This is a genomic window from Bacteroides graminisolvens DSM 19988 = JCM 15093, from assembly GCF_000428125.1.
In the GTDB taxonomy this organism is placed as follows: Bacteria; Bacteroidota; Bacteroidia; order Bacteroidales; family Bacteroidaceae; genus Bacteroides; species Bacteroides graminisolvens.
Genome location: NZ_ATZI01000005.1, coordinates 107,470 through 124,848 on the forward strand (window position 1 = coordinate 107,470; position 17,379 = coordinate 124,848).

Consider the following 17,379-nt stretch of genomic DNA (forward strand, 5'->3'; position numbering starts at 1 on the left):
CCATTATTCATTGCCCTTACATTTACCGCCGAAATTGTTAACTTTTAAACTAATCACAGAATGAAAAAAGTAATTTGTATCCTAACGATGCCTTTCGTGTTCATCTGGGTGTCGGTCAAACAGTGTACCATCTCCGGTACGATGACCGATAAAAATAAAGGGCCAACTACTGGCTTAAATATCTTAGTAAAAAGGATGTCAAATGGTGTGCTCACTAACCTCCGCGGGAAGTTCACACTGATGGTTAATCGAAATCTATTATTCAAGTATCTTTTTTTAGAAAGAAAATGCGATTATTAATTCTTAAACTAATTGTATGAAAAATGTAATTAAGAAAAATCAGAAGATTTCTTGCTTATTTGTGCTTATGCTTTTTACATCTATGTCAGCATGGGCGCAATTTCAAGTCAAAGGCACAATCGTCTCAGGTATAGATTCTGAGCCAATGATTGGTGTGGCTATTTTAGAGAATGGAACAAACAATGGTGCTATTACCGATCTCACAGGTAATTATTCGATTCAAGTACGAAACAGTAATGCAACTATTACTGTATCTTTTGTAGGTTTCAAATCTCAGACTATCCAGGTCAATGGGCGTAATGTGATCAACATCAATATGGAGGAAGATACAAAACTTATCGACGAAGTAGTGGTAGTTGGTTACGGTGTTCAGAAGAAGAGTGACATTACAGGTGCTATTGCCTCGGTCAACGGAGACGACATTAAGAACCTTTCAACAGTAGATGCCGGTGCTGCTCTTCAAGGTAAGGCTGCCGGTATTCAGGTTTTGAATTCATCGGGCGCTCCCGGCCAAGGTGCTTCAATTCGTATTCGTGGCTATTCATCCAATTCAGATAAACTAGGTCCTCTATTAATTGTTGATGGTTTAAAGGTAGACAATATTCAGTATCTTGATCCTTCAATGATTGCGTCTATGGAGGTTCTTAAGGATGCGGCGTCAGCTGCAATTTATGGAGCTCAGGCCGGTAATGGTGTTGTTCTTATTACAACAAAGACCGGTAATAGCGCCAATGGTCGTCCGAAAATAACGTACTCTTTCAAGGCTATCAACCAGAGACTTGGCAAAACCCCTGAAATTTTCGGTGCAAAAGATTGGATCAAATATAAGGAATTGTCCGGTTACGACATGAAAACTCTTTGCCAGAGCAATGGAGTTGATTACGACAACCCTCAAGAGACTGACTGGATAAAAGAAGTATTTGGAGATAGCTGGGCAACTCAGCATTCTGTTACCTTTCAAGACGGCAATGATAAAGGTCATTTCTTTACTTCTGTAAACTACTTAAACAACGATGGTATTGTACGTGGAAAGAAAGATACCTATACTCGTCTTACCGGTCAACTCAATGCAGACTACCAACTCTATAGCTGGATTAAGGTTGGTACAAACACCTCTATTGAAAAATGGGCTACCCGCAATATCACTCATCAAAGCGCTTATGGCTCTATGTTGGCACCGGCTCTTTTACTCGATCCTCTGACTCCTGTATATTGGGATAGCGTTGATGACTTCACAACAGACATGAAAGAACAGTATGCTACGAATCCTGAAACCATCCTTGTTGCTCCAAATGGCAAGTACTATGCTACTTCAAAATTTCAGAAGGATGACAACGGTAACCCTCTCCTCCAGCGTGATCGCCGCAATGCTAAAAGTTCCGGTTTCACGGTTCGTGGTACTGCTTTTGCAGACCTGACTCCTATTGATGGTCTTGTGATGACATCCCGGTTCTCTTACATCATTGCACAGACTAACAATCACGACTATGCTGAACCTTATTATATGAATGGTCAAGCTAAAGCTACAGATTATACTATTTCAGCTTCAGCCAACAATAACCATTACTATCAGTGGGAAAACTTTGCAAACTTCAATAAGACATTATTCGAGAAGCACAATATCGGTGCTATGATCGGTATGTCATATACTGAATATCGCTCGGACAATGTATCAGCATCAGCTACCGGTACAGGTGGTAACAAAATACTTTCCGGTGACGCTAACAACTTTAAGTATCTCGATTATGTAAACTCAGCTGAGACTACAACAAAGAGTATCGGTAACCTTCCGGGACTTTCTACGAGCCTCTCTTACTTTGGCCGATTCTTATATACTTACGACAATCGTTATAGTTTGCAGTTTAATTACCGTGCCGACGCATTTGATACTTCCAAACTTCCTTCTGACAAACGTTGGGGTAAGTTTCCTTCAGTTGCCGTAGGCTGGAATATCGGAAATGAGAAATTTATTACAAACAACATTAGCAGCGATCTTCTTTCATTCTTGAAATTCCGTGCTTCTTGGGGACGTAACGGTAATGTTAGTGTGCTTAGCAATTATCCCTATGTTTCGCCAATCAGTTACAATTCTTCTTGGTATCAATATGGTGATGACCCTGCTCAGCACTATGGATCTTATCCATCGGGTCTTGCCAATCCGAACCTCAAGTGGGAAACATCTGAACAGTTGGACTTCGGTCTTGACATGCGTTTCTTTAATGATAGGTTGACACTTAGTCTTGACTATTTTAACAAGGATACAAAGGATCTTCTCATATCTACCAACCCGGTTCCTGAAGTGTATGTAAATACGACTATAGTCAATGCCGGTGAGATTAACAACAGGGGATTTGAATTTGAAGCCTCTTGGAAAGATCATATTGGCGATTTGAAGTATAATATTTCCGGAAACTTCTCTACTTTGAGAAACAGGGTTACTTATTTGTATGACGACATCACTCGCATCACTGGCAACAAAGGTGGTGTAGATGGTACCAATAACATGGTATGTTCCGCATTTGAGGAAGGTCACTCTATATGGTACTTCCGTGCATACGATTATGCAGGTGTTAACAAAGAAACCGGTGCAGCTCAATTCCGTAACCATGAGGGTAAAATTGTTTCCTCTTCAGAGCTAAGCGACCAGGATATGACCGATATAGGTAGCGCCATTCCAAGGTTTACTTATGGCTTGACTATAAATTTGGAGTATAAAGGTTTGGATTTCTCTGTATTTGGTACAGGTGTAGGAGGTAATAAGATTTTCAATATCCTTTATCGTGCAGATACGCCTATGCGTAATTCACTGAAGTATTACATGGACAATGCTTGGAGCGAAACCAACAAAAATGCTTCTATGCCTGCTGTTGCAAATGTTGCTCAAGACCGTTACTTCTGGAGTTCAAGTGCTTCAATGTTTAAAGGTGATTATTTCAAGATTAAACAGATACAATTAGGCTACACATTGCCCAAAACACTCACCAAGAGAATTGCTCTTAAGGAACTTCGCTTCTTCGTTTCTTTGGATGACTTCTTTACTTTCTCAAGCTATCCTGGTATGGATCCTGAGACTGCAACGACTTCCAATAATGGTGGTGGAGGATATGATATTGGTACATACCCAACCATGAAGAAATGCACATTCGGTGCAAGCTTTGCATTTTAATAGAGAAAGTAATTTTTGAAAAACTTTTTAAAAAGTAATTTATTATGAGAAAAATAATATATTCCCTTTTAGGTGTTGCATTCCTTTTCAGTGCTTGCGAGGATCGCCTCGACATTGAACAGAAAGGTGTCATCTCGTTTGATAGTTTTTATAAGACTGATGATGATGCACAGAATGCACTCAACAATCTCTATCAATCATTCTGTTTGAATATAGCCGGTAATGAAGGTATTTATGTGGCCCTCCCTTTGCTTTTTGACGAAGCTGGCGATGATATGTTGGCAGCAGGTAATATGTATGGTGACAACGACTTTGGTGCACAGATTAACGAGTTTCGCTATGATTCACAAAATGAAGTAATCAAGAATACGTACTGGGGACTCTATGGTGTGATTTATGATTGCAACCTTATCTTGGACAATATAGAACCCACTACGTCTATTAAGAAACGGGTTTGTGCGGAAGCTCGTACACTGCGTGCCTGGTCGCATATGATGCTCGCTATTGCTTGGGACTGCCCTCCATTGGTTGATCATATTCTTAAGCCGAGTGATAAACCGGCTAACAATGCGGTTGAAGGCGGCCACAATGGGTTGCTGGAATGGTGTGCCAAAGAAGCAGAGGCCGCAGTTGCCGATCTTGACGAACGTGAAAGCCCATCAGACAAGGTGGGTGCCTCAAAGGTAACGAAGGGCTTTGCTCTTACCGTAGCCGGTAAGGCTCGCTTGTTTAAAGGTGACTATGCCGGAGCGAAAGCTAACTTGGAGCAGGTTATCACTTCAAAAAAATACGAACTAGTTCCTACTGAACGTTGGCCAAATTTGTTCCACGCATCAGGTGACCTCTGTGAGGAGATGATTTTCCAAGCTAACGCACTTGAAAATGCTGCTGTTGGTGACTGGAGTAACAAAATCCAGCGTACATCTTGGATGTGGATTCAGTTCTGGAACTGGCGTACTGACAAGTTAGCTACCAAACCTTCATTTATCGGTCCCGATGGTTGGGGTGGTCACTCTATCCGTGCTGATTTTGCAGAACGAATGTTGGCAAACGATGGTAACTCACCACGTCGTAAAGCGACATTCCTTACTGGTGACGAATTTCTTTATGAAATGGATTGGAATGGTACCAAAGGTGAAAACTTGACTCGCGCCGAGCTGGAGAAATCGCCTAAGATTGGAATCAAGGATCCAACAGGCCTTTATGGCTTTGCAGGTTATTTCGCTAACAAATTCGTTGCGTGGCCTGAAGATAACGAGAAGGGTTGGTATGGATTCAAGAATCTCACTATCTTCCGTTACGCTGAAGTTCTCTTGATGTATGCTGAGGCTTGTGCACAAACTTCCGATCCAAATGGTTTGGGTCTGAAATGTCTTCAGGATATTCAGAAACGTGCGGGTTCTGCTCATCTCTCAACTGAACTTACCATGCAGGAAGTAAAGAACGAGAAGAGCTATGAGATGTGGCTTGAGGCAGTTCGTTTCCCCGATATGGTACGCTGGGGTGATACGGATGGTGTTGTAAATAATGGTAAGAACATACCAACTACCTACGATGCTTTCTTTACTAAGAATGAGCCGATCCATCGCCTGTATGTGGAGACGTCAAATCCCAACAAGGGTCAAACAGGTTTTGTGAAAGGTAAACATGAATATTTCGCATATCCATTTGCCGCAACTTCAATCAATCCTAACCTAAAGCAGAACCCGAGTGGTGAATAAAAATAGGTTTTAAAAATTGCATTGTAACTCATTGAATGCTGGCATGTAATGCAGAATGTCCGCGCTGTAAATATACCGTGGCGCGGACATTTTTATATAATATCCACTAAACAAATAATAGAATCATGAAAATTTTATTAAAGCTTGCTTTCTCTTCCTTGTTGGCGTTGCCACTGACGGTGAATGCTCAGCAGGAGTCTTTCCCCGAAGGAACAGTTCCGAATGAACATAACCTTGAAGGAGTCCAATGGCCTCGTTTAGATGCCCAAGGAAATACTTATTTTAGAATACATGCTCCGTATGCCAAGAAAGTGCAAATCAGTTTTCGTGGCCCGATGACCCGCGAAGCCGATGGATATTGGACCTACGTGTCGCCCAAACCTGAAACGGTAGGATTTCACTACTATCAAATCATTATTGATAGCATCTCTGCTGCCGATCCTGCTACCAAGTCATACTATGGCATGAGTAAATGGGTTAGTGCAATTGAAATTCCCGAAGGGTTACCCTACGATAAAGTGCAAAATGTGCCACACGGTGATATTCGCATGAAGAAGTACTGGTCGGAAATGACGCAAGCGTGGAGAATGTGCTATGTCTATACGCCTCCTCAGTATGATAAAAACGCCAATGAAAGCTATCCCGTTCTTTACCTGCAACATGGTGGTGGCGAAGACGAAACAGGCTGGGTTTTTCAAGGACGTATGGGGAATATAATGGATAACCTGATTGCTGAAAAGAAAGCTGTTCCGATGATTGTTGTGATGGATCGTGGCTATGCATTGCCTCCCGGCGCGCCTACAGTCAGATTTGATAATCCTCAAACGAATGCTTTCCTTGCCGGTGCGGCTGCTCCAGCTCCAAATGCAGCTCAGAGACAAACTCCTCGCCCCGCTATGAATATGCAGCGCATGTTGGGCATGTTCCCCGAATTACTCGTCAAAGAGATTGTTCCGATGATTGATGCTTCGTTCCGCACCAAACCGACACGTGAAAACCGCGCTATGGCAGGGCTTTCGATGGGTGCTATGCACACATATTCGGCTGTATTGAGCAATCAGGATAAGTTTGCCAGCCTAGGTGCTTTCAGTGGTGGCAGCGCAGGTCCGGTTGATCAGATCGATACGTTGTATGATGGTGTCTTTGCCAATCCCGAGAAATTCAATAAGCAGTTCAAACTGTATTTCATGAGTACCGGTTCGGAAGAAAACCCAGAAAGGGTAAAAGCTTTTGCCGACGCCATGAAAGCGAAGAATCTTAAGAACGTAGTTTATTACGAATCACCGGGAACTGCCCATGAATGGCTTACCTGGCGTCGTTCACTCCGTGAATTTGTACCGCTTCTTTTTAAATAATTAACCCCTAAAAATATCATGAAAAATAAATTAGCAAATGCTATTCTTATCGCTTTAATAGGCTTTCCGGTGATTGCTGCAGCGCAAGAGTCTTTCCCTGAAGGCAGTGTACCCAACGAACACAACATTGCCGGGGCGGAGTATCCGCGTATCGGTGCCGACAACCGCGTGCACTTTCGTATCCATGCTCCAAACGCCACTAAAGTGGAAATCAGTTTCCGTGGTGAGATGACCAAAGAAGCCGATGGTTGGTGGTCGCTCGTGTCTAAAGGACCCGAAGTGGTGGGGTTCCACTACTATCAAATCATAGTTGACGGAGTGAGTTCTGCCGACCCTAATGGTAAACCGTTCTTCGGAATGGGTAAATGGGTGAGTGGCATCGAAATACCTGAAAAGGGTGTCGATTACTACTCCATAAAGAATGTGCCTCATGGATTGGTTAGCCAGAGTCAGTATTACTCTGATATCCGTAAGGAATGGCGCAGATGTATCGTTTATACCCCTGCAGAATATGACAAGAGTCCTACCAAGAAGTATCCGGTACTCTACCTGCAACACGGTATGGGTGAGAACGAAACAAGCTGGGCAAATCAGGGTAAGATGAATTTTATTATGGATAACCTGATTGCTGAAGGCAAGGCCAAACCTATGATTGTGGTAATGGACAATGGTAATATCGAGTCACTCAGCCTCAGACCGGGTGAATCGCGTCAAGATGCCATGAAACGTTTTGGCGGTCAGTTTCCCGATATTTTGGTAAAAGAGATCATTCCTCATATTGAGAAGAATTTCCGTACACTGACCGATCGTGAAAATCGGGCTATGGCAGGTCTGTCGTGGGGTGGATTGCTAACATTTAATACGACGCTCAACAACCTCGACAAGTTCGCCTACATCGGTGGATTCAGTGGAGCGGGCAGTATTGACCTTCAGAATCTGGATACTGTTTATGGTGGTGTATTCAAAGATCGCAAGGCATTCAATGATAAGGTGCATGCCTTTTTCCTCGGCATTGGTTCCGAAGAACGTCCTGAAAGAACCAAAGGGTTGAGTGACGGACTAAACGCAGCGGGCATTAAAACTATCTATTACGAATCTCCGGGTACCGCCCACGAGTTCCTCACTTGGCGTCGTTGCCTCAAAGAGTTTGTTCCTCTGTTATTTGTTAAAAAGTAAAATATACGAATTTGTTTTTGTATAGAGTGCCTGTTTGCACAAAACAAACCGTTCGCTTACATATCTAAAAATAATAAATTTATGAGTATTTTCCATCACAAAAAATGGTTGATTTTAGGTCTATCCCTGCTTACCGGTATATATGCCGAAGCACAGCAGACCGGTGCGGTAACCAATCGTGCTCCAAATCCTACGCCGGGAATGATGCCCGGCCCGCGACAACCACAACCAATACAAACACCCACTTATTTGGCCGATTATTTCGTCCCGGCTACAAAGGATGTTTCTGTACCAGACGAGAAGGGTTTTATCCGGCGCTGGATGTTACTGGAACCCATTAGTAAACCCAACCGCTCCAATACAGTATTCACCGACAGCTACTTGAATCAGGCATTTGATACGCTGTATTTCAAAAACCAGTTCACGGTCTTTCCTAAAGACGGTGAGAAGGTTAAAGTAGGGAAACAGAAGTTGACTTGGCATGCACTGGACAGCAAGCTATACAACGTGAAGCTTTATCGTTTCGCTGCTGCTTTGAAAAAACCGGTATATGGCGTACTGTTTTGGGCGGTTACTATCATTGATTGTCCCGAAGACATAGAGAATGTTCGTCTGTCGGCGGGCTCCAACTCTGCCTCTAAGTGGTGGCTGAACGGCGAAGAAGTTCTTCTTCTTTCGGGCGACCGCCGCATGGTAGTCGACGACTGCCTATCACGTCGTCTGACCCTCAAGAAAGGCCGGAATATTCTGCGCGGAGTCGTTATCAATGGCCCGGGCATGAGTGATTTTTGCGTCCGTTTCTTGAATGAGAACGGAACACCTGTTAAGAACATGACAATCAGTAACCAATGACCATGAAAACAAGAGCTATACTACTGGGCGCAACAGCCCTGATGTCTGTATTGATATCCCAAAGAACGTTTGCACAAATCGGTACTCCCTATATTCACGATCCCTCTACCATTATGGAGTGTGAGGGGAAATATTATACTTTCGGTACTGGCGGAGGCGGATTGATTTCCGAGGACGGCTGGACTTGGAACGGTGGCGCAGAACGCCCCGGTGGAGGAGCAGCGCCGGATGCAGTGAAAATTGGCGATCGCTATCTGATCGCTTACAGTGCTACCGGTGGTGGATTAGGCGGCGGACATGCTGGTCGGGTGTTGACTATGTGGAACAATACGTTAGATCCCAAATCTCCCGATTTCAAGTTTACCGAACCTATCGAAGTGGCTCATTCACTTGATGATGAAGATTGCGATGCGATTGATGCCGGACTATTGCTCGACCCAACGGACGGACGGCTCTGGTTGTCCTACGGCACCTATTTCGGATTCATTCGCATTGTGGAACTTGATCCAAAGACCGGCAAGCGCGTAGAGGGCAATAAGGAAATCAACGTTGCCATCGACTGCGAAGCTACCACTTTGATGTATCGCGACGGCTGGTATTACCTGCTGGGCACACACGGCACTTGCTGTGATGGACCGAATTCTACTTATAATATTGTAGTCGGACGCTCGCGCAGTGTGACGGGGCCTTACATCGACAATGTGGGTAGAGACATGTTGGAAGGCGGTGGCAAGCTGGTGATAGCTGCTGGCGAACGCAAAACAGGCCCGGGGCACTTCGGACGCTTCGTGGTAGCCGATGGCGTGGAAAAAATGTCTTATCATTACGAGGCCGATTTTGATCAGGGTGGTCGTAGCGTGTTAGCCATACGTCCGCTCTTGTGGAAAAACGGATGGCCCGTGGCAGGAGAAGCATTCAAGGAAGGAACTTACGAGATTGAATCCGAACGCAGAGGTTATGCTCTCGAACTAGCTGTCGACTTTGTACGCATGCAAGGCAGTATGCATCGCTTCTGGGAGAAAGATGCTCAGCCTATGACACCGCTGAAATCACAAACGTTGGAAGATGTAATCGGTACGTGGCCGAAAGGGGATATTAACGTACGTATCGGTGACTACATGTTCCGTCCTCATCAGAAGTGGACCATTACCGCAGTGCCCGAAGCCGGTGGATACTTGGGCGGCCCTTATTACAAGATTGTGATTGAAGGTACTAATCGTGCGTTAGCTGCCACTGCAGACGCAGAAGTCGTGGCAGTTCCTCAATTTACCGGGTCACCTGAACAGTTGTGGAGAATTGATCAACTGACGGACGGTACGTATCGTATTATGCCTAAAAAAGTGCCGGGAACTGATAAGGAGCTTGTTCTGGTATCAGCAGGCGATAGTACGCCAACGTTGGGTCTGTTCGATATGAATAGTGATAACTCTAAATGGAATTTCCATGACCGCTAAATATTTGTTATTAACCTTTACAATGCTGTCTATCGGCATTGTAAAGGCACAGAATCCTATTATTAAGGGACAGTTTACAGCCGATCCTACGGCGAGAGTCTTCAATGGAAAGATGTACCTCTATCCATCGCATGACATTCCGGCGCCTGCCGACAAACCCAATCTTCGTAAAGACTGGTTTTGCATGGCGGATTATCACGTGTTCTCGTCCGAGAACCTGACCAACTGGACAGACCATGGCGTTATCCTTACGCAGGAAAAGGTGCCCTGGCTGAATGCTGAGGCGTATGCTATGTGGGCACCCGACTGTGCATACAAGGATGGCATGTACTACTTTTACTATCCTGCAATAGTCAAACCCGATTCCATTACCAAACGATTCGGGATGATGGTAGGTGTAGCCGTATCCGATCGTCCCGACGGGGGATTTGTACCCATGACCGAACCCATCAAAGGTATCTATGGCATTGATCCTTGTACGTTAATCGACGATGACGGGCAGGCGTATATTTATTGGTCGGGACGTGGCATGCAGGGTGCGCGGCTTAAGCCAAACATGCTTCAACTCGACTCTGAGCCGGTGGCATTAGGGAATTTCCCCGACGGGATGAAAGAAGGACCTTTTGTCTTCAAACGTAATGGCAAGTACTATTTCACATTCCCGTGGGTACCCAAAGAGGGCGAAACAGAGAATCTGTCGTATGCTATGGGTGACAGTCCATTGGGACCATTCGAGTATAAAGGGTTGATTATGGATCAGTCACCTACCAAATGCTGGACAAACCATCATTCCATTGTCGAATACAAAGGTGAATGGTATCTGTTTTATCATCACAATGATTACTCGCCACAATTCGATAAAAATCGTTCCGTTCGTATCGATAAGATCTGCTTCAATGAAGACGGAACCATTCAAAAAGTGACACCGACATTGCGCGGGGTGGGCATTACGAATGCAACCGATGAAATTCAGCTTGATCGTTACTCGGAATTAAGTAAGATGGGTGCCGCTATCAACTACGTAGATACGACCGATTATTTTGCCGGTTGGAAGACTGTCTTAAATGCCAGGAATGCTTACGTGCAATATAACGATGTTGATTTTGGAACGACCGGACTAACATCGGTCTCGGCACAAGTCCTCAATGGAAAAGGCAAACTACTGGTGAAAGTGGATGATAAGATCATTGCCCGGATAGCTGTCAAAGAAGCCGGACTAATCACGGTTCCGGTTAAAGATATTCCGCAAGGCGTACACAATTTGTCAGTTGTATCAGCTGATAAAGGGAAGGTTGAGGTCGACTGGATACAGTTTAAATAATAGGAATAATGGTATTTGCTTTTATTTACTATAAAATAGAAAAGGGTTTATGAAAAAGCAATGGATCTCGTTGTTGTTGGTCTCTGTACTTGGGAACATCCCGATGCAGGCTGCAGAGCCGGTAATCAAGAGCATAGGAGAATCAAAATATGTCATCGAAACCGGAAATCTGTCGATGACTATTGATGCTGCCGGAGGAGCTAAGATTCGTTCTTTTAAATTCAAGGACGCTGAAGTCATTTCACAGTCACCCATGCGGGAAACATTTGGGAGCACCTTCTGGACTAGTCCTCAGAATGAATGGAACTGGCCACCGGTAGCCGAATACGACAAGTTGCCTTATACGGTGCGTTGGTATCTCATGCCCGTGAACAGTGAATCTATCACTTCTCAACAGTTGATTTCTAAAGTAAGGGCTCTTTTCAATTAGTCATCGTCTTAATCAATATAGGTATGACAATAGGTAGAAGATTGGGTGTTGCTTCAAGCGTGATAGGAGTAGCTTTATGTCTGCTTCTATCCGCTTGTTCAAACAAATCCGCAAGATCTGACTGGACACAATTGGTGCTGAATGACTCTAGTTACTTTGAGGCTCCCGGATTGAATGTAATGGTGTTTAGTCACTCTTACGATGGCCTGTTTGATGACTCAAAAATGGCAGGCATCGAGATCGTGCATCACGGCTTGTGCATGGCCAGGAATGGTGATGTACACCTAAACCCTGCACCCGGACAATGGGATTTGCATTCTATACTGATTGAAAAAAAGGTGGAACGGAAGAATAACCTCATTATTGCACAACTGAAATACGATAACCCACATTTTATTTATCAGATCCAGGCGCGACTGGGTGATGGGGGAATTTATGTCAGTGTGTGGACGGATCAACCAATCCCGGATGAGTTGAAAGGAATAGCAAGCTTAGACATTGAATTTGCCCCCATGCTTTACGTGGGGCATACTTATATCATGGATGGTAAGGTGCGGGAGATACCTCATTCTCCGCACGGCGAGATGATTATCCGGAAAACGGATGCTTCAAAGCCGCTCCCCATTGCCACAGGGAAGAAATTTGATATCAATCCCGATGATGCGGAAAGGCACATCACGGTGAGTAGTGCAGAACAAAACTTACTATTTTACGACGGTTGGAGTAAAGCTCAGAACGGATGGCTCGTATTGCGCAGTCTGCTTCCGGCGGGCAAGTCGGGGAAGATCCTGGAGTGGTTCATCTCGGGCGAAACAAAAAAGTCCTGAAGTATGAACCTCAGGACTTTGATGCGGTGCGTACGGGACTCGAACCCGTGACCCCATGCGTGACAGGCATGTATTCTAACCAACTGAACTAACGCACCATTATTTTTTTATTTGTAATCTCTCTCGATTGCGGTTGCAAAGGTAGCTGTTTTTTTGAAACCTGCAATAGCTTGGCAAACTTTTTTTTAATGAAAAAATAGCTTTTTGACCTTGTTGCCTCAGAATGAGACTATTCCGCAATCAAAAAAAACAGTCCGGCTTTTCTCTATGTGAAGAGCCCGGTTGTGAGAGTTTACTATTTTTGAGCGCTACAATCTTTCTATATGTTACTTTTTTATCTTTTGCAATAAACTTATTGTGTTTATTATTTATATATTGGCAATAATTCGTTATTTTTGCTGCCTCAATTTGATGATTAGTGACAGACAATAATAAGAAAGTGAATATGACAACAGCAAAACTGTTATTGCATTGCCCTGATAAACCGGGCATTCTGGCGGAGGTAACAGACTTTATTACGGTAAACAAAGGGAATATCATTTATCTGGATCAGTACGTTGACCATGTGGAAAATATCTTTTTCATGCGTATTGAGTGGGAATTGCAAGAATTCCTTGTCCCGCAGGAGAAAATCGAAGATTATTTTGAAACGCTTTATGCACAAAAATACGGAATGAGTTTCCGTCTCTATTTCTCCGATGTAAAACCCCGTATGGCCATCTTTGTTTCAAAAATGTCGCATTGTCTGTTCGATATGCTGGCTCGTTATACTGCCGGCGAATGGAATGTGGAGATTCCTCTTATCATAAGCAATCATCCTGACCTGCAACACGTGGCCGAACGTTTCGGTATTCCTTTCTACCTGTTTCCTATCACCAAAGAAACCAAGGAGGAACAGGAACAAAAAGAGATGGAGTTGCTCAAAAAGTACAAAGTGGACTTTATTGTGCTGGCCAGATACATGCAGGTTATTTCCGAAAACATGATTAATGCATATCCCAATAAGATCATTAACATTCATCACTCTTTCTTGCCCGCTTTCGTAGGTGCCAAACCCTACCATGCAGCATTTGAAAGAGGAGTGAAGATTATTGGTGCAACCAGCCATTATGTTACTACGGAATTAGATGCCGGACCCATCATTGAACAGGATGTGGTGCGCATAACACACAAAGATGCGGTTGAAGACCTGGTGAACAAAGGGAAAGACCTCGAAAAGATAGTGCTTTCACGGGCGGTGCAAAAACACATTGAACGAAAAGTACTCGCATATAAGAATAAAACGGTTATTTTCAGTTAAGAGATAACCCGAATACATTGAAATAGAATGAACGTTGCAATAGTAAAATACAATGCGGGCAATATCCGTTCGGTAGATTATGCCATGAAGCGTCTGGGTGTGGAGGCTGTGATTACGGCCGACAAAGAGGTGCTTATGTCTGCCGATAAGGTTATATTTCCGGGAGTGGGAGAGGCTGAGACTACCATGAATCACCTTCGCGCTACCGGGCTCGATGAACTGATCAAGAACCTCAGGCAACCTGTGCTGGGCATTTGCTTAGGCATGCAGCTCATGTGCCGGTACTCCGAAGAGGGCGATACAAACTGCTTGAACATCTTCGATACGGAAGTGAAACGTTTTGTTCCCGCGCGTCACGAAGATAAGGTTCCTCACATGGGATGGAATACGATTGGTGAAGTGAACAGTCGTTTGTTCAACGGGTTTACGGAGGAAGAGTTTGTTTACTTCGTACATAGCTTTTATGTACCGGTCAACGAATGTACAGCTGCGCAGACTCATTACATCCTTCCTTTCAGTGCGGCTCTTCACAAAGATAATTTTTATGCTACACAGTTTCACCCCGAAAAAAGTGGAACGGTAGGCGAACGAATTTTAAAAAACTTTCTGGATATATGATCGAACTGGTTCCTGCTATTGATATCATTGATGGAAAATGTGTGCGACTGTCGCAAGGTGATTACGACAGCAAGAAAATATACAATGAGAATCCGGTAGAGGTTGCCAAAGAGCTTGAAGCCAATGGCATCCGCCGCTTACACGTGGTCGACCTCGACGGGGCGGCCTCGCATCATGTGGTGAACTACCGCACACTGGAACAAATTGCCACACGTACTTCGCTGATCATTGACTTTGGCGGAGGGGTGAAAAGTGATGAGGACTTGATCCTGGCTTTCGAGAATGGGGCTCAGATGGTTACCGGCGGAAGCATTGCCGTGAAGAATCCTGATCTGTTCACCCGTTGGCTCAATCAGTATGGTAGCGAGAAAATCATTCTCGGAGCCGATGTGAAAGATAAGAAAGTAGCCGTTAACGGATGGAAAGATGAAACGGAAACGGAATTAATGCCTTTCTTGCAAGAGTATGTGCACAAGGGCATTCAAAAGGTTATTTGTACGGATATCAGTTGTGACGGTATGCTCCAGGGACCTTCTTTGGAACTCTACCAAGAGATTCTGTCGCAGCAACCCGATTTGTTCCTCATTGCCAGCGGCGGGGTGAGCAGCATGGATGACATCCGTGCACTGCATGATGCCGGAGTACCTTCGGTTATCTTCGGGAAGGCTCTCTACGAAGGGCGCATCACCTTGAAGGAACTGTATGATTTTATGTAGACCCGGGCAAAGAACCCGCGTGTTTGAATGAGAAGTATAAGTCAATAAATAATAAAGAGCGTGTTAGCAAAAAGAATAATTCCCTGTCTGGATATAAAAGACGGACAAACAGTGAAAGGCACCAACTTTGTCAATCTGCGTCAGGCGGGCGATCCCGTGGAACTGGGGCGTGCTTACAGTGAGCAGGGAGCCGATGAACTGGTGTTTCTGGATATCACAGCCAGTCACGAAGGACGCAAAACGTTTACCGATTTGGTAAAAAGGGTGGCGGCCAACATCAGCATTCCGTTTACAGTAGGCGGTGGCATCAACGAATTGGGTGATGTGGAACGCCTGTTGAACGCCGGAGCCGATAAGGTCTCCATCAACTCGTCTGCCATCAGGAATCCCAACCTGATTGATGAAATAGCCAAGAACTTCGGCTCGCAGGTATGCGTGGTGGCTGTGGATGCCAAGCTGGGCGACAACGGCCTGTGGAAATGTTTCCTCAATGGCGGACGCATCGAGACGGAGAAGGAATTGATGACCTGGACGCTCGAAGCGCAGGAGAGGGGAGCCGGCGAAATTCTTTTCACCAGCATGAATCACGACGGGGTGAAAACCGGATACGCCAATGAGGCGTTGGCACAATTGGCCGACGGTCTGTCTATTCCTGTCATTGCATCGGGTGGTGCCGGTACGCCGGAGCATTTTCGGGATGCTTTTACGTTGGGAAAAGCCGATGCGGCTCTGGCTGCCAGCGTTTTTCACTTTGGTGAGATTAAAATTTCCGAATTAAAATCGTATCTTTGCGCACAAGGTATTACAATGAGAATTTAATAGGGTTTGAATATGAATATAGATTTCAATAAAATGAACGGTCTGGTACCGGCTATCATACAAGATAATATTACCCGCAAGGTGCTTATGCTGGGCTTTATGAATAAAGAGGCTTACGAAAAAACCATTGAAACAGGCAAGGTTACTTTCTTCAGCCGCACCAAAAACCGTTTGTGGACCAAAGGAGAAGAAAGTGGCAATTTTCTTCACGTTGTATCTGTAAAAGAAGATTGCGATCAGGATACGTTGCTCATTCTGGTCACTCCTGTTGGACCGGTATGCCATTTGGGTACGGACACCTGCTGGGGCGAGACCAATGAAAAAGAACCCGTTCTGTTCCTCAAAGATTTGCAGGATTTCATCGTGAAGCGATACGAAGAGATGCCCGAGAAATCCTATACCACCAGTCTGTTCCAGTCGGGTGTGAACCGCATGGCTCAGAAGGTAGGCGAGGAAGCTGTCGAAATGGTGATTGAAGCCACCAACGGCACGGACGAAAGAATGATTTATGAAGGCTCCGATTTACTGTATCACCTCATTGTTTTGCTTACCTCCAAAGGGTATCGCATTGAAGACTTGGCACGTGAATTAATGGAAAGGCATTCAGCATCATGGACGAAGCACTAATCACATACTCTCATGTAGAAGTACACCAGCAGGAGCTTTGCGTATTGAGCGAGGTGAATCTGGAACTAAATAAGGGCGATTTTGTTTATCTTATTGGTAAGGTAGGATCCGGGAAGACAAGCTTGCTCAAAACCTTTTATGCCGAACTGGGTATCGCCGAAGGCGAAGCCGTTGTATTGGGCAATGACATGCGCACCATCAAGCGCAAGCACATTCCTCAGTTAAGGCGTAAACTGGGCATCGTTTTTCAGGATTTCCAACTGTTAACAGATCGTTCGGTGTATGACAACCTCGAGTTTGTTCTCCGGGCAACCGGCTGGAAAAACAAACAGGAAATCAAAGACCGTATCGAGGAGGTTCTTCAGCAGGTGGGCATGAGCAACAAAGGCTACAAACTGCCTAATGAACTGTCGGGTGGTGAGCAACAGCGCATCGTTATCGCGCGGGCTGTACTTAACTCGCCCCAAATCATATTGGCAGACGAACCCACGGGGAATCTCGATGTGGAAACCGGAAAAGCCATTGTGGAATTGCTTCACAGCATCAGCAGGCAAGGGTCTTCGGTGGTGATGACCACACACAATTTACACTTGCTCAAAGAATATCCCGGAAAGGTGTACCGGTGTAAAGACCATCACCTGACCGACGTAACCGATGAATATGTAGTTAAAGAAAACATAGAGAATTAATTCATTCA

15 protein-coding genes and 1 tRNA gene are annotated in these 17,379 nt (G+C 44.7%); 15 read left to right on the forward strand and 1 reads right to left on the reverse strand.

Going from position 1 to position 17,379, the window contains the following annotated elements; genetic code table 11:
* Window positions 1-316: 316 nt before the first annotated feature.
* The 9 genes from C511_RS0105935 (at window position 317) to C511_RS0105975 (ending at window position 12,602) form a co-directional block, all read left to right on the forward strand.
* On the forward strand, window positions 317-3,466 hold the full coding sequence (locus C511_RS0105935; RefSeq protein ID WP_034781764.1) for a SusC/RagA family TonB-linked outer membrane protein: 3,150 nt from the start codon (window positions 317-319) through the stop codon (window positions 3,464-3,466).
* A gap of 44 nt (window positions 3,467-3,510) precedes the next feature.
* Window positions 3,511-5,187, forward strand: a complete 1,677-nt coding sequence (locus tag C511_RS0105940; protein ID WP_024996134.1) for a RagB/SusD family nutrient uptake outer membrane protein — start codon at window positions 3,511-3,513, stop codon at window positions 5,185-5,187.
* A gap of 125 nt (window positions 5,188-5,312) precedes the next feature.
* Window positions 5,313-6,542, forward strand: coding sequence for an alpha/beta hydrolase (locus tag C511_RS0105945; protein WP_027317930.1), 1,230 nt, complete (start codon window positions 5,313-5,315; stop codon window positions 6,540-6,542).
* Between the two features lie 18 nt (window positions 6,543-6,560).
* Complete coding sequence (locus C511_RS0105950; protein WP_024996133.1) at window positions 6,561-7,718, forward strand: alpha/beta hydrolase; 1,158 nt, start codon at window positions 6,561-6,563, stop codon at window positions 7,716-7,718.
* A gap of 201 nt (window positions 7,719-7,919) precedes the next feature.
* Window positions 7,920-8,570 (forward strand): acetylxylan esterase, encoded by a 651-nt coding sequence (locus C511_RS0105955; protein WP_081698273.1) that lies wholly within the window; start codon window positions 7,920-7,922, stop codon window positions 8,568-8,570.
* A 2-nt stretch (window positions 8,571-8,572) separates the two neighbouring features.
* A complete protein-coding gene (locus C511_RS0105960) occupies window positions 8,573-10,024 on the forward strand; it encodes a family 43 glycosylhydrolase (RefSeq protein ID WP_024996131.1) in 1,452 nt (483 codons plus the stop codon).
* Window positions 10,014-11,345 carry a family 43 glycosylhydrolase gene (locus C511_RS0105965; protein ID WP_027317931.1) on the forward strand — a complete coding sequence of 444 codons (1,332 nt, stop codon included), beginning with the start codon at window positions 10,014-10,016 and terminating at the stop codon, window positions 11,343-11,345. Before C511_RS0105960 ends, C511_RS0105965 begins: the two co-directional genes overlap by 11 nt.
* 49 nt (window positions 11,346-11,394) lie before the next feature.
* Window positions 11,395-11,775 carry a hypothetical protein gene (locus tag C511_RS0105970; protein WP_024996130.1) on the forward strand — a complete coding sequence of 127 codons (381 nt, stop codon included), beginning with the start codon at window positions 11,395-11,397 and terminating at the stop codon, window positions 11,773-11,775.
* A 23-nt stretch (window positions 11,776-11,798) separates the two neighbouring features.
* Complete coding sequence (locus C511_RS0105975) at window positions 11,799-12,602, forward strand: hypothetical protein (protein WP_024996129.1); 804 nt, start codon at window positions 11,799-11,801, stop codon at window positions 12,600-12,602.
* A 24-nt stretch (window positions 12,603-12,626) separates the two neighbouring features.
* Here C511_RS0105975 and C511_RS0105980 read toward each other — a convergent pair.
* Window positions 12,627-12,700 (reverse strand) — tRNA-Asp (locus C511_RS0105980).
* Window positions 12,701-13,047: 347 nt separating this feature from the next.
* Here C511_RS0105980 and purU point away from each other — a divergent pair.
* The 6 genes from purU to C511_RS0106015 are packed head-to-tail and all read left to right on the forward strand — an operon-like array spanning window position 13,048 to window position 17,371.
* Entirely contained in the window at window positions 13,048-13,902 is an 855-nt protein-coding gene (purU, locus tag C511_RS0105990) for a formyltetrahydrofolate deformylase (RefSeq protein ID WP_024996127.1), read from the forward strand.
* A gap of 27 nt (window positions 13,903-13,929) precedes the next feature.
* A complete protein-coding gene (gene hisH, locus C511_RS0105995; protein ID WP_027317932.1) occupies window positions 13,930-14,520 on the forward strand; it encodes an imidazole glycerol phosphate synthase subunit HisH in 591 nt (196 codons plus the stop codon).
* The gene (gene hisA, locus C511_RS0106000; protein WP_024996126.1) at window positions 14,517-15,236 is read left to right on the forward strand and encodes a 1-(5-phosphoribosyl)-5-[(5-phosphoribosylamino)methylideneamino]imidazole-4-carboxamide isomerase; all 720 of its coding nucleotides are present in this window, start codon (window positions 14,517-14,519) and stop codon (window positions 15,234-15,236) included. Before hisH ends, hisA begins: the two co-directional genes overlap by 4 nt.
* Before the next feature lie 60 nt (window positions 15,237-15,296).
* Window positions 15,297-16,055: an imidazole glycerol phosphate synthase subunit HisF gene (gene hisF, locus C511_RS0106005; protein ID WP_024996125.1), complete on the forward strand. Its 759-nt coding sequence runs from the start codon at window positions 15,297-15,299 to the stop codon at window positions 16,053-16,055.
* Window positions 16,056-16,067: 12 nt separating this feature from the next.
* Window positions 16,068-16,682, forward strand: a complete 615-nt coding sequence (hisIE, locus tag C511_RS0106010) for a bifunctional phosphoribosyl-AMP cyclohydrolase/phosphoribosyl-ATP diphosphatase HisIE (RefSeq protein ID WP_024996124.1) — start codon at window positions 16,068-16,070, stop codon at window positions 16,680-16,682.
* Window positions 16,667-17,371 (forward strand): cell division ATP-binding protein FtsE, encoded by a 705-nt coding sequence (locus C511_RS0106015; RefSeq protein WP_034781770.1) that lies wholly within the window; start codon window positions 16,667-16,669, stop codon window positions 17,369-17,371. The genes hisIE and C511_RS0106015 overlap by 16 nt, the downstream gene beginning before the upstream one ends.
* The last annotated feature ends 8 nt before the right edge of the window (window positions 17,372-17,379 follow it).